Source organism: Atribacterota bacterium (assembly GCA_028703475.1).
Lineage (GTDB): Bacteria > Atribacterota > Phoenicimicrobiia > Phoenicimicrobiales > Stramentimicrobiaceae > JAQVMU01.
Genome location: JAQVMU010000013.1, coordinates 16,241 through 29,775 on the forward strand (window position 1 = coordinate 16,241; position 13,535 = coordinate 29,775).

At 28.8% G+C, this 13,535-nt stretch carries 16 protein-coding genes; all 16 read right to left on the minus strand.

The features are described 5' to 3' along the window. Positions 1-14: 14 nt before the first annotated feature. Positions 15-683, minus strand: coding sequence for a ribulose-phosphate 3-epimerase (gene rpe / locus PHQ99_02885; GenBank protein ID MDD4288522.1), 669 nt, complete (start codon positions 681-683; stop codon positions 15-17). Between the two features lie 48 nt (positions 684-731). Next, a complete protein-coding gene (locus PHQ99_02890; protein MDD4288523.1) occupies positions 732-2,270 on the minus strand; it encodes a YifB family Mg chelatase-like AAA ATPase in 1,539 nt (512 codons plus the stop codon). A 29-nt stretch (positions 2,271-2,299) separates the two neighbouring features. Continuing rightward, positions 2,300-2,650, minus strand: coding sequence for a YraN family protein (locus PHQ99_02895; protein ID MDD4288524.1), 351 nt, complete (start codon positions 2,648-2,650; stop codon positions 2,300-2,302). Between the two features lie 23 nt (positions 2,651-2,673). Beyond that, positions 2,674-3,390, minus strand: coding sequence for a ribonuclease HII (locus PHQ99_02900; GenBank protein MDD4288525.1), 717 nt, complete (start codon positions 3,388-3,390; stop codon positions 2,674-2,676). Between the two features lie 36 nt (positions 3,391-3,426). Continuing rightward, the gene (gene rplS, locus PHQ99_02905) at positions 3,427-3,759 is read right to left on the minus strand and encodes a 50S ribosomal protein L19 (protein ID MDD4288526.1); all 333 of its coding nucleotides are present in this window, start codon (positions 3,757-3,759) and stop codon (positions 3,427-3,429) included. Further along, positions 3,759-4,520: a tRNA (guanosine(37)-N1)-methyltransferase TrmD gene (trmD, locus tag PHQ99_02910; GenBank protein MDD4288527.1), complete on the minus strand. Its 762-nt coding sequence runs from the start codon at positions 4,518-4,520 to the stop codon at positions 3,759-3,761. The genes rplS and trmD overlap by 1 nt, the downstream gene beginning before the upstream one ends. A gap of 40 nt (positions 4,521-4,560) precedes the next feature. Then, on the minus strand, positions 4,561-4,791 hold the full coding sequence (locus PHQ99_02915) for a KH domain-containing protein (GenBank protein ID MDD4288528.1): 231 nt from the start codon (positions 4,789-4,791) through the stop codon (positions 4,561-4,563). 37 nt (positions 4,792-4,828) lie between these two features. Next, the gene (gene rpsP / locus PHQ99_02920) at positions 4,829-5,077 is read right to left on the minus strand and encodes a 30S ribosomal protein S16 (GenBank protein ID MDD4288529.1); all 249 of its coding nucleotides are present in this window, start codon (positions 5,075-5,077) and stop codon (positions 4,829-4,831) included. 60 nt (positions 5,078-5,137) lie between these two features. Next, entirely contained in the window at positions 5,138-6,472 is a 1,335-nt protein-coding gene (ffh, locus tag PHQ99_02925; protein MDD4288530.1) for a signal recognition particle protein, read from the minus strand. Positions 6,473-6,677: 205 nt separating this feature from the next. Then, a complete protein-coding gene (ftsY, locus tag PHQ99_02930; protein MDD4288531.1) occupies positions 6,678-7,523 on the minus strand; it encodes a signal recognition particle-docking protein FtsY in 846 nt (281 codons plus the stop codon). Positions 7,524-7,590: 67 nt separating this feature from the next. Then, a complete protein-coding gene (gene smc / locus PHQ99_02935; GenBank protein MDD4288532.1) occupies positions 7,591-11,193 on the minus strand; it encodes a chromosome segregation protein SMC in 3,603 nt (1,200 codons plus the stop codon). A gap of 22 nt (positions 11,194-11,215) precedes the next feature. Beyond that, on the minus strand, positions 11,216-11,893 hold the full coding sequence (gene rnc, locus PHQ99_02940) for a ribonuclease III (GenBank protein MDD4288533.1): 678 nt from the start codon (positions 11,891-11,893) through the stop codon (positions 11,216-11,218). A 71-nt stretch (positions 11,894-11,964) separates the two neighbouring features. Continuing rightward, positions 11,965-12,195: an acyl carrier protein gene (locus PHQ99_02945; protein ID MDD4288534.1), complete on the minus strand. Its 231-nt coding sequence runs from the start codon at positions 12,193-12,195 to the stop codon at positions 11,965-11,967. A gap of 5 nt (positions 12,196-12,200) precedes the next feature. Then, on the minus strand, positions 12,201-12,809 hold the full coding sequence (gene fapR, locus PHQ99_02950) for a transcription factor FapR (protein MDD4288535.1): 609 nt from the start codon (positions 12,807-12,809) through the stop codon (positions 12,201-12,203). A gap of 296 nt (positions 12,810-13,105) precedes the next feature. Next, positions 13,106-13,309, minus strand: a complete 204-nt coding sequence (gene rpmF / locus PHQ99_02955; GenBank protein ID MDD4288536.1) for a 50S ribosomal protein L32 — start codon at positions 13,307-13,309, stop codon at positions 13,106-13,108. 119 nt (positions 13,310-13,428) lie between these two features. Beyond that, a complete protein-coding gene (locus tag PHQ99_02960; GenBank protein ID MDD4288537.1) occupies positions 13,429-13,524 on the minus strand; it encodes a phosphate acyltransferase in 96 nt (31 codons plus the stop codon). Positions 13,525-13,535 lie beyond the last annotated feature (11 nt).

Below are 13,535 nucleotides of genomic sequence, written 5' to 3' on the forward strand. Positions count from 1 at the left end.
ATAAATTATTTTTATTAATTCCCAGATAGTTTTCCTTGTAATTTCTTTATCATTTTTTCAGGGTATTCTGATTTGAATATTTCAGAACCAACTACTAAAATATTAGCACCTGCACGTTTTACAGTTAAGATGTTTTCGCTATTAATTCCTCCATCAACCTGGATATTAATATTTCTTCCACTCTCAATTACCATCTCTCTTGTAGAAATAATTTTAGATATCATGGATGGAATAAATTTTTGTCCACCAAAACCAGGATTTACTGACATAATTATTATGGTATTTATTTTATCTAAAACATATTTAATTGATTCTAAGGAGGTTGAAGGGTTCAATGCAACTCCTGATTTTATATTATATTCTGTAATGTTTTGAAGTGTTCTATCTAAATGTCTACTCGCTTCTGTATGTACAATAAGACAATCATTCTCATCCATTGATTCAACAAAAGAATTAATATGTATATCCGGTTGTTCAATCATTAAATGAACACTCAATGGTATTGATGTTAAATCACTGATTGTTTTAACTATTATTGGTCCAAATGATATATTTGGAACAAAATTACCGTCCATTATATCGAGATGAATCAATTCTATTTTGTTTTTTTCTAAATTATGTATAACCTCCCTTAAACAAGAAAAGTCTGCGTCTAAAATTGATGGTGCCAGTATATACTTCATTATTTTTTATTCCTTTCATAAAAATAATGTATAGATATTATATACTTTCTAAATTAAATCTTCCCTATCCATGCTTCTATATTGAATTGCTTCAGAAAGATGTGAAATATTTATTTCTTCTGAAAAACTGAGATCTGCTATTGTTCTTGAAAGTTTAAGTATCTTATCATAAGCTCTGGCACTTAATTTTAGTTTATCCATGGCTTTATTCAATAAATTCCATCCTTCTTCAGGCAATTTACAATACTTTTCAATTTCCTTACGTTTCATCTGAGAATTTCCGAATATAGGAATATCTTTAAATCTTTTTTGTTGTATTATTCTTGCTTTTTCCACTCTATTTCTTATAGCTGTTGAATTTTCATTGTCTACATTTCTATTTGCCAGCTCCCTATAATCTAATCTCGGTACTTCAATTTGAATATCTATTCTATCCAGTAAGGGACCGGATATTTTTGATTTGTATTTTCTTATTTGCTGTGAAGTACAGGTACATTGCTTAACCGGGTCACCGAAAAAACCACAAGGACAGGGGTTTGCGGCTGCAATTAACATAAAATGTGATAAATAAGTCACAGATCTTAATGTCCTGGAAACTGTTACTTTTCCACTTTCCAGGGGTTGTCGTAAAGATTCTAAAGCTGAACGATTAAATTCAGGCAGCTCATCTAAAAATAAAACCCCATTATGTGCCATACTGATTTCTCCGGGCTTAGGGATTCTACCACCTCCAATAAGTCCTATATTGCTGATAGTATGGTGTGGTGACCTGAAAGGCCTGTTAGTAACTATTGGTAAGTCATGTTTAGGTAAGTTTGAAACACTATATAATCGCGTTATTTCTATTGATTCTTCCAAAGTTAAAGATGGTAGAATTGTTGGAATTCTTTTTGCTAACATTGTTTTTCCGGAACCTGGAGGACCAATCATTATTACATTGTGGCTTCCAGCTGCAGCTACCTCTAATGCTCTTTTTGCATGATTTTGACCCTTAACATCAGAAAAATCAACCTGATAATTATTAACATTTTTCATTAACTCATATTTATCTATGCTCATTGGTATAATATTGATCTCATTATTAAGGAACCTTGCTATTTCTCTTAAGCCGGAAACAGGTATAATATTAATACCATCCACTATGCTGGCTTCTCTGGCGTTTTCCCTGGGAACAATTAAATTCTTTATTCCTTTTTTTCTTGCCATTAAGGCAATTGATAACATGCCACTAACTGGTCTTATTTGACCGTTAAGAGAAAGTTCTCCTATTATTATAAAATCATTATTATGAGTGGCGAAATCTATTTGCCTATTGGCTGATAATATTCCAACAGCGATAGGTAAATCTAGAGCGGGCCCCTCTTTCTTTACATTGGCGGGGGCAAGATTTACAGTTATTCGTTGCATTGGAAATTGAAATTCTGTATTTTTTATAGCAGATCTTACTCTTTCCCTTGATTCCTGAACTGCTGTATCAGGTAAACCAACAATATTAAAGGAAGGAAGACCATTTGAAACATCTATTTCAACTTCAACTATAAAAGCATCAACTCCAAAAAGGGCAGCACTAAGAAGTTTTGCAATCACTGGAACACCTACAATCCTTATAAATATTATTAGTTAAAAGCATTTCTTATATGCCGAAATTCTTTCAATATATTCTCTTTAAAGTATATCGAAATAACATCAAAACGGTATATTTTATTCTTTAATTGTCTTTTCTGTATAAAATATTCAGCTACTCTTCTTATTTTATTCTTTTTCTTTAATGTAATAGCCTCTTCCGGGAGTCCGTATTTTTTAGATTTTCTGCTTTTTACTTCGATAAAGCATATACAATTTTTCTTTTCGGCAATAATATCAATCTCTCCAAAGAGTACTTTAAAATTTTTTTCTAAAATATTGTATCCATTTTTAACTAAAAAGTCACATGCGATATTTTCCCCTTTTTCTCCAACATTATTCATTTCTATTCCATCTTTGTATGTCTTTAATTCTTGTCAAACAAAAGTAAATTGTTTTTTCCACTTAAAACACTTTTAAAGGTTTTCCGGTGAATGGGACAGATGCCATACTCCTTTATTGCAATTATGTGTCTTTTTGTTCCATACCCTGAATTTTTGTTAAATTGATATTCTGGATACTTTTTGTGCATATCCTGCATAATCTTATCACGATAAACCTTGGCTACAACAGAAGCTGCAGCAATTGATATACTACTGTCCTCGCCTTTTATAATATTATTTTGCTCTATTCTAATATATGGTATTTTGAAGGCATCTACTAGAATATAATCGGGTGTTTTTTCCAGACCAATAATAGCTCTTTTCATTGCCAAAAAAGTAGCCTGAGCAATGTTTATTTTTTCAATAATTTCCGACTCAACAATCCCAATTCCAACACTGCTTGATTTATCTATAATTAATTGAAAAAGAGTTTCTCTTTTTTTTCTGGATAATTTTTTTGAATCTTTTAAAAAAGCAATAAAAAATTCTTCAATATTTTTAATAACAACTGCAGCAGCAACAACTGGACCCGCCAAAGATCCACGGCCTACTTCATCGATTCCAGCAATAAATTTATATCCTTTAGAAAGACACCTCTTCTCATAAATTTTTAAACTTTCAATTCTTTTTCTCTCTTGAAAGAGGATCCTAATATTATTCCTTAAATGATATATTTTGTTTGTATAATGTTTTTTATTCAATTTACTTAAAAATATTTTGCCCTGATTAAATTTTTTCTAAGCCATTAATCCCTTTTGTCCAACTCTATTCCTTAAGTAGTATAGTTTTGCTTTTCTGGCAGAGCCTCTTTTTATAAGTTCGATTTTTTCAATATTTGGAGAATTTAATGGAAATATTTTTTCTACCCCTATTCCCTTGGTAACTTTTCTTACTGTTATTGTTTCACGACTTCCACCATGCTTGCGAGCAATTAATATACCTCTAAATATCTGTATTCTCTTTCTATCCCCTTCGATAATCTTTTGGTGAACTTCTATTAAATCACCGGTATTCATATCAAAGGTTTCTTTTTTTAATTGTGCATTTTCGATATCTTTTATAAAATCCATTATTGTTTCCCTTTCTTTTCGTTTTTGTCTGTTTTTAACTCATTTAATATTCTTATTTCTTCCTTAGTAAATTTTCTATTTATTAATAAATCAGGCCTTTTTTTTATAGTTTCAATTAAAGATTGTTTTTTTCTCCATTTATCGATTTTTTCATGATCTCCAGATAATAAAATATCAGGTACCTCATATCCCATATATTTTTCAGGCCTTGTAAAATGAGGGTAATCAAGCAAACCATTATAGAAAGAATCATTAACCATTGATTCTTCTTTTCCCAATACACCTGGTATCATACGAACTAAAACATCAACCATTACCATTACAGGGATCTCTCCCCCGGTAGTCACATAATCACCAATGGATACTTCTTCTGCTTTAAGAATATGACGAACTCGTTCGTCAATTCCTTCATATCTTCCACATATAAATATTATCTCTTTTTCTTCTAATAATTTCTTTGCCATATCTTGATTAAATACTTTTCCCTGTGCCGATGTAAGAATAATTTTTCCACTGGTTTGCTTATTTTTTTTTGCCTTAATAGACTCTATCGCTTCAACAATCGGACCAGGTTTTAAGACCATTCCAGGACCTCCGCCATAAGAGTAATCATCAACGCTTCTATGCTTATCCTTGGTAAAGCTCCTGATATCTATAATACTAATATTAACTAATTTTTTTTGTAATGCCCTTTTGATAATGCTCTCTGAAAATGGTGATAAAAACATTTCAGGGAAAATTGTCAATATGCTTATTTTCATAATATTCTGCGCTTCTTTCTTATATGATCGCGGAAAAATATTATTCAACAATTTTAATAATTGTCTTTTTCTCACTTGTAATTGTAGCTGCTTTTAATATAGTTCGGATAGCTTTAATAACTTTTCCCTGTTTTCCAATAACTTTACCTATATCGGAGGGATCAACGCTGATTTCCAAAATATTCATACTTTCTTCGCTAACTTCTTTTATTTTTACTTGCTCTGGAAAACCTGTTATTGATTTTAATAAAAACTCAACAGTGTCCTTCAAAATATTATTCCCTCAAATTATTTTTGTTAATAATACTTTATTTTTCTAATATACCATTTTTCTTGAAAAGTGATTCGACTGTTTTAGTCATTTCAGCCCCTTGTTCCAGCCATTTTAAACTTTCTTCTTTATCCACCTTGAAGGTATAAGGTTCATTTGTTGGCTGGTAATAACCTAACATTTTTATAAATCTTCCGTCTCTCGGTTTACGTGAATCAATTACAACAATTTTATAGGAAGGATTTTTCTTAGCGCCTTCTCTTCTTAATTTTATTTTTGCTGACATATATTTCCTCCGTGTATATTTTTTTAAATATTTTTTAATTTGTACATTTTTATAATTATTTTACCTGATAAATGAAGCAAAATTTTGCTTGCCTGGTCCATGTTTAAGCATTTTTTTCATTTTAAAGAATTGCTTTAATAATCGATTTACATCGCTAACGACTGTACCGCTCCCTCTTGCAATTCTTCTTCTTCGACTTCCATTAATAATATCCGGGTCACTTTTTTCCTTTTTAGTCATTGAACATATAATTGCTTCAACTTTACCTAATTCCTTTTCACTGTCATTTAAATTACTGCTTAATATTTTGGAAAAACCATGACTTTGCATTGGCAGCATATCAAATATTTTGTCTAGTGAACCCATATTTTTTATTCTTTTTAATTGTTCATAAAAATCATTTAAATCAAATTGCTCTCTAAATTCCTTTTTGCTTAATTTTTTTAATTCATTATGGTCATAATTTGCCTCTATCTTTTCTATTAAGCTTATAGTATCACCCATGCCTAAAATTCTTGAAGACATTCTATCTGGATAAAATGCTTCCAGATCAGTGATCTTTTCTCCAACTCCTATATATTTGATAGGCAAAGAAGTTATGCTTTTAATCGAAAGAGTTACTCCTCCTCGTGCATCTCCGTCCAATTTCGTTAATATAAATCCGTCTATCCCGACTTCCTGATTAAAGGTATTGGCAACCTGTAATGCATCTTGACCCATCAATGAATCTAAAACTAATAATGTCTCATTTATGTTTATTTCTTTTTTAATTTCCTTAATCTCTTCAATAAGATTTTTGTCAATGTGCAACCTTCCGGCTGTATCAATAATAACTATATCTTTTCTGTTGTTTTTTGCATAATCTAACGCAGCATATATAGTCTTTATTGAGCTTTCATTGAGACCTCTTGAAAAAACTTCTACTTCAGCTTTTTCCCCCATCACCTGCAATTGTTCGATAGCTGCTGGTCTAAATTTATCACATGCCACTAACATTGGAAAATGCCCCTGGCTCTTCATTTTTAAAGCCAGTTTAGCTGCTGTAGTTGTCTTACCAGAGCCTTGAAGTCCGACCATAAGTATTATTGTTGGACTATCTAAACCAACCTTTACTTCAATTTTACTTTGGGAGCTTCCAAGTATTTCAGTTAAAACTTCATAAGTAATTTTAATCATCTGCTGACCAGGTGTTAAAGCTTTTGACAATTCTTCTTCACTGGCCCGTTTTTCTAATTTAGCAATAAACTCCTTAACTACTTTGTAATTTACATCTGCCTCCAGAAGTGCTAATTTAACTTCTCTCAGGGAATTTTTAATATCCTGCTCTGTGATTTTGCCCTTATTTTTAAAATTATTTAATATACTTTGTAATTTTTCTGATAGTATCCCTAACATATCTTATGCCTCATAATTTACTTAAATAACTTAGAAAGATTTTTATAATATCATATTAAATGAATTTCTTCCAGAAGTTATATTTAGAAAATAGAAATATTTAATTCTTAATAATATTCTTAACTATTTATTTCTTTATTTATTCTTTATTGTGTATTGATAAAAATTAAATTCTATACCAGTATATAGAAAATTATAAATAGTGTCAATCAAGTATAGCTTCGATAAATTTATCAGATTCATATTTGGATAAATCAGATATTTTTTCGCCAAAAGTTATAAAAGAGACCGGAATTGACAAATCTTTTTGTATTGAAAGAACAATCCCACCTTTGGCAGTGCCATCTAATTTAGTTAAAGCTAAATCACTAATATTAAGGCATTTATTAAAATATTTTGCTTGGGCAAGGCCATTTTGCCCGGTGGTCGCATCAATCACTAATATTATTTTAAAAATCGAATCCTGTGCAGCTTTTATAATGACTTTTTTTACTTTTTCAAGTTCTTTCATTAAATTCTGTTGAGTATGCAATCTTCCGGCAGTATCAATCAATATCAAATCCTTCTTTTTAGCTAATGCTGACTGAATTCCATCAAATACAACTGAAGCAGGATCCGCACCTTCAGACGTTTTTAAAGTTTCAACCCTGGAATCATTTCCTAATAATGTTAACTGGCTTATAGCACCAGCCCTGTAGGTATCTGCAGGCACTAACAATACATTATTTCCCTTGTTTCGAAAATAATATGATAGTTTACCTGTAAAGGATGTTTTTCCCGTCCCATTTACTCCTACAACCATAATTATATTTAGCTTATCTGGTTTAATTTCAAAACTATTTTTATTGTTTGGAATCATTTCCAATAATATATTCTTTAATTCTTTTTTAAAAAAATTAAAGTCCTTTACTTTAAACTGATGCAAATTAATGTATTCAAATTTTTCTAATATTTCATTTGTCAACCCTGGTCCAATATCAGATAATATTAATAGCTCTTCAATTTTTTCTAATAAATCATTTTTATCCTTTATGGCATCAGAGAAAAGCAAATCGTATTTATCGATTATACTATTTCTTGATTTTTTTAATCCTTTTTTTAATGAAGAAAATATATTATTAATTTTTGCTATCCTCCGAGTCTAATATTTTTACAGACATTAATTTTGAAATGCCCGAATCTTCCATAGTAATGCCATAAAGAGCATCCGCTGTTTCCATTAATCCTCTTTGATGGGTAATTATGATTATTTGAGCATCTTTAAAATCTTCATTCTTAAAGAATGTTGCCAACCTTGCTGCATTTGACTCATCCAATGCTGAGTCAATTTCATCAAAAAAACAAAAAGGACTGGGGTTTGCTTTCCATAATGCAAACAATAGTGCTATCGCTGTTAAAGATTTTTCTCCTGTGGATAATAGCGAAATGTTTTGTAATTTTTTCCCGGGAGGTTGAACCATTAATTCAATCCCTGTCTCTAATATATTACTTTCATTGGTTAGCTTCAATGATGCCTGTCCACCCCTAAATAATCTATTAAAAATGTCCTTAAAACTACTTTCCACCTTCAAAAATGTTCCGTAAAAATTTTCTTCAGCCACACGATCGATTTCATTTATAAGGTCAACCAATCTTCCTTTTGATTTTATAATTTCTTCCCTTTTTAATTTAAGTTCATTATATCTATCAGCATGTTTTTGATACTCCTGCATTGCATCAAAATTTATTTGTCCCATCGCAGAAATTTTCTCTTTATAGTCAGTTATTTTATTAATAGCCTCTTTTTGGCTGCTTGCCTCATTTTTACAATCTAATATTTCATCAATTGAAGAATTATATTGTTTATTTATTGTATTTAGTAGGTTATTTATCTTTTCCTGGTTTTGCACCTTGTTCATTTCATATTCATGTAATTTATTCTTTTTCTCTTCAATTAAGTCCTGATTATTTTCAATTTTTTCACGTGCATTTCTTAAAATATTATCCTGTTTTTTATTGTCTTCCCTATAAGTTAATTTTTTTTCATTCATTATTTGTACTTGGCTAACAACTTCTTTTAATTTTTTTTCTAATACAGATTCTTGTTCTATTAATATTTTTTTCTCATTATTATAATATCTGATTCTTTCTTGCTTTTCCTTTTCTTCACTATTATAAGTTTGTATGAAATTATCCATTTCTATTTTACGTTTTTCTAATATTCCTTTTCTCTCTGAATTCCAATTGATTTTCATTTTGTTATTTTCAATATTTTTTTTCAATTTTTCAATGTCTTTATTGCATATATTGTTCAATTTTTGTATACAATGGTGAAAAAACTGAAAAGATTCCAGATACTCTTCTATTTTGCCTATTTTTTCCTTAAATATTTTCAGTTTATTGCTCAATAGCAACTTTTTATTTTCTTCTTCTTCAATCTTTAAAGCCAATGACCCTGATTGATTTTCAATCCTGTCTTTTTTCTTGTAAATTTCAACAATATTGTCACTTTCCCTGCTCATCTTTGTTTCTAATTCTTTTAGTTCTATTTCAATGTTTTTTTCTTGATATTTTAATTGATTAATTTTATTTTTTATCCTGCTTAAGTTGTTTTCATTTTTATTCTTTTTAATATAGATTTCCTGAATATCTTTTTTTAATTGAATAACTTTCTCCTCGGGTAAAAGATTCTTATCAGTAATATCATCATTGGAAAAAATGTTTAAAGTTATAGTTCCGTTTAAATCTATCATTACGCCATCTAAATCAACTATTGTCCATTGCTCTGTAATTTTTCTAAATATATCGAGCGCACTTGTGGTATTTTTAACAATGAGAACATGACCTAAGAGACACTCAAATAAAGAATTATATTCATCTTTATACGTTATAAGTGTGTTAGCAAATCCAATTATATTTAAATTATTTTTTTGATTTTCTAAAAATATTGTTTTTGCTAACTTTTTATCAATATTGTTTTTGCTAATATTATTAGAAAATAATCTAATCTGCCCTAGATTATTTTCCTTTATAAACTTATTTAAATCTTGAATTCTTGTACCATCATTTATCTTTAGAAATTGAAGATTATTTTTTAACAATATCTTGATAATTTTATTTAAGTTGTCTGGTACATGTCGTATAATATTGTTAATATCTTTAAATAATTCTATATTCTGAAAACCATTTTTAATAAATAATTCTTCGTCTATTTTTTTTATCTTATTTGGGTTGTTTTTAATTAACTCTTCCAGAAATTCCTTTTCTTTTCTTTTTAGAATTATATCATTGTCAAATTCCTTTATAGTTTTAAAATTATCAGTAACAGCTATATTGTTTTTATCTAATTCATCCTCAATCTTTTTCTTTTTATCATTCAATTGGGCAATATTAATTTTTATATTTGTGATAATTTTTTCTTTTTCGACAAATATTTTTTCATTTCTATTAAATTCATCACGCAAGTTCTTAGTTTCTTTTTTTATGGCCAAAATACTTGATTCAACTGAGCTTAAAACTGTTTCATTTTTAATTATTTCTTCCCTATATTTTTTTACATGCTCATCACTAAATTTTTGGTAGGAACTCTCGGTACTTTGTAATAGATTGCTGTAGTATTTATATTTTTCCTTATACTTTTCTAAATATAAATTATCGTTTTTACAATTTTCCATAATTAATTGATATTGTTTTTCTGATTCCTGCAAATCAGCCTCTATATCTGATATGTTTTTTGTGAATTTATTGAATTGATTTTTTGTATTCTGAATTTCTTTCTCAGTGCTATCAGTCCTTTGGTCTAAATCATTAATTTTTTGTTTTATTAATATTAGTCTATTATTAATGTTAACTTTTTCTTTATCTAAATTTTCCAGACAATTTTCACAATTAATTAACTCATTCTCAATATTCATTTTTTCTTTTTCTACTAATTTGATTTCATCTTTAAATTGTTTTGTGTGATTACTGAATTTCTCTATTTCCTTGTTCAGCAGGTGAAAATTATTTTCATGCTTTTTAGTATTTTTGTAATATAGAATATATTGTTGGCTTAAAAGATAATATTCTAACTTCTTTATATTATCTCGATAATAATGATAAGAATTTAGATTATCTGTCTTTTCTTTGTAATGTTGAAGACTTTCTTTAACTTCTGAAATAATATCATCTATCCTTACTAAGTTACTTTTAACTTTCTCTAATTTTTTTAAAACATTGTCTTTTTTTGTTTTGTAATTAGAAATATTTGATGCTTCTTCAAATAATATTCTTCTTTCCGAAGGTTTGGCATTTAATATAAATTCAACTTTCCCTTGGGCTATAATAGAGTATGAATTCCTCCCCACTCCTGTCCCTGAAAATATCTCGTGTATATCCTTCAGCTTGCAAGGCATTCCATTAATGTAATTATCAGTATCACCTGAGCGATAAATAATCCTTTTTAATTCAACTTCTTCAGAGTCAATTGATAGCTTTTTATCTGAATTGTCAAACAGTATAGATACTTCGGCAAGGTTACGCATTTTTTGTTGACTGCTTCCAGCAAAAATCATATCAGTTAAATTATTGCCTCTCAGTGATCGTATATTCTGCTCACCCAGTATCCATCTTACTGCATCTATAATATTGCTCTTACCACATCCATTTGGGCCTACTATGACAGTTATACCAGGAGTTATATTTAATTTTATTTTATTTGCAAATGATTTAAATCCCTTGATATCAATCTCTTTTAAATACAATAAAATCCCTTTCTTAAAGATTCTATATTTGATTTATAGCCTGATAAGCGGCATTTTGTTCCGCTTCCTTTTTACTTATCCCTGAACCTTTTCCATAAAGTTTATTTTTTATAAAAACTACTGCATAGAATGTTTTTTTATGGTCAAGTCCTTCATCGTTAATTATTTTATACTGTGGCAGGCAATCGAACTTTTTTTGTGTTATTTCCTGCAATATTGTTTTATAATCTTTTACATTATCTATTTCTAAAATATTTTCTATTTCTTTATTTTTTATCACACTATCAATTAGTGTTTTACAGGGCTTTAATCCTCCGTCTAAATATAAAGCCCCAAAACATGCCTCCAAACAATCAGCTAAAATAGAAAATTTCCCTCTTCCTCTCTTTAAATCAACACTCTTCCCGGTAAGAATATTTTTATCTAATTCTATAAGGTAAGCCATTTTCACTAAAAAAGTCTGACTAATAATCTTTGATTTTAATATAGATAACTTGCCTTCTGAGAAAAAAGGAAATTTATTAAATAAATATTCACTAAGAATCAAATTAATTACTGAATCTCCAAGAAACTCCAATCTTTGAAAATCATTAATTTTATTTTTTTCTATTTGTTTAAAATATGAAGTATGTGTAAGTGCATTTTTAAGTAGCTCAGGGTTTTTAAAGTTGTAACCTAATATTTCTTCAATTTTTTCCAAAACTATCTTACATGCTCCCTATTATGTATACTTCTTCTATCTCATCTAAAATCCTACTATTAAATCTTTTATTACTCTTTATCTTCCAAATATCTGATTACATCACCAACTGATTTAATTTTTTCAGCATCCTCATCAGAAATTTCTATATCAAATTCTTCTTCAAATGCCATAATCAACTCAACAATATCCAGAGAATCAGCACCTAAATCATCTATAAATGAGGAATCCTCGCCTATTTTATCCTCCTCAACACCAAGTTGGTCAACAATTATCTTTTTTACTTTTTCCAATGTTTCCATTTTGATTACTCCTTATTTCTATAATTTAACATATTAAAAGAAGGTTTTTTTAAATCTTTATCCATTGAAACCATTATAAGTTTTGCAGTGAATACTTCTGTATTATCACATCTTATATGTATAGATACAAGATATTTATTACTTTTTTTTGTTGCAATTTTTGCCTTGGCAACTAAAAGCTGACCTATATATACCGGATTTTTATATCTTAGTCTGGCAATTCCGGTTAACACAACATCTGCATCAATAATAGCCATAGCTAAAGAATCTGCCAGAGAAAAAATGTAGTGGCTCCTAACTAACTTGCTATTACCGAAGGCCATATCTTTGCTGGTATGCATTGTGGCTATTCCACTTTTGCCTAATTCAATATCAATCAAATCCCCTATTATATCTTTTTTGTTTAAAGCCTTTACTTTTGATGAGGCTTTTTGGGCGAGCATAATTACTCTTTTTCGCATTTCTGGTATTCCCATTTCTAACCTATCTAATCTAATAGTTTGAATGCTCACTTTAAATAATTTTGATAATTGTTCATCTGATAGAAATGGATTTTCTGTAACTTTTTCCTTTATTTTTTCTTGTCGCTTTACTTTTGAAAAATTTTTTGACATTTTCTATAAGAGCACCTATTAAAAGTTGTTATTACTATTTACTGGTAGTATATACAATAACATAAATATAATCAAGCAAATACCAGCAAATATTTTATCTAATATTTATTGTTTAATATTTTTTATAAAAAATGATTTTTCTTTAAAGATATATTTTTTTCTTTAAAGATATATTAATGCAATATTAAGACATAACAAAATTATAGAGTGCTACACCTTAGTAGCTGTAACACTCTATAAAAAATCGGGTCATGTTAAATTCATTTAACAATTAATAAAATAATTTAACAATATTATTATGATTTTGTTTCTGCTGTGCTTTTCTCAATATCTTGTATAATTTTTTCTCCGTTATAGTAACCACAAGATGGACAAACATGATGAGGGAGTTTAAATTCATGGCATCTAGGGCACTCAATTAAATTAATTGATTTTTGTGCAAGATGACTTCTGCGTTTATTTTTTCTTGATTTGGATGTTTTCCTTTTCGGGCAAGCCAATTTATTCCTCCTTATTTAATTTGTATCCTTTATTATTGTAAAATTATTACATCACAACAACAAATTATATAAAATATTTTTAATATTTGCAAATATTAATTTATTAATATTATATTTCTTTAAATACCTTTTGCCTGTAGAGCTGTTACTGCAACAACATCTGCTATTTCGGAAGGAGTACACCCTCTGGATAAGTCATTTACCGGTTTACGCATACCCTGGGATA

Excerpts from the sequence above, each read along its gene's own strand:
- PHQ99_02945 (MDD4288534.1), bottom strand. The coding sequence starts at position 12,195 with ATGGAAACATTGGAAAAAGTAAAAAAGATAATTGTTGACCAACTTGGT.
- trmD (MDD4288527.1), bottom strand. The coding sequence starts at position 4,520 with ATGAAAATAAGCATATTGACAATTTTCCCTGAAATGTTTTTATCACCA.
- PHQ99_02960 (MDD4288537.1), bottom strand. The coding sequence starts at position 13,524 with ATGCGTAAACCGGTAAATGACTTATCCAGAGGGTGTACTCCTTCCGAA.
- rpsP (MDD4288529.1), bottom strand. The coding sequence starts at position 5,077 with ATGTCAGCAAAAATAAAATTAAGAAGAGAAGGCGCTAAGAAAAATCCT.
- ffh (MDD4288530.1), bottom strand. The coding sequence starts at position 6,472 with ATGTTAGGGATACTATCAGAAAAATTACAAAGTATATTAAATAATTTT.
- fapR (MDD4288535.1), bottom strand. The coding sequence starts at position 12,809 with ATGTCAAAAAATTTTTCAAAAGTAAAGCGACAAGAAAAAATAAAGGAA.
- rpe (MDD4288522.1), bottom strand. The coding sequence starts at position 683 with ATGAAGTATATACTGGCACCATCAATTTTAGACGCAGACTTTTCTTGT.
- PHQ99_02895 (MDD4288524.1), bottom strand. The coding sequence starts at position 2,650 with ATGAATAATGTTGGAGAAAAAGGGGAAAATATCGCATGTGACTTTTTA.
- rplS (MDD4288526.1), bottom strand. The coding sequence starts at position 3,759 with ATGGATTTTATAAAAGATATCGAAAATGCACAATTAAAAAAAGAAACC.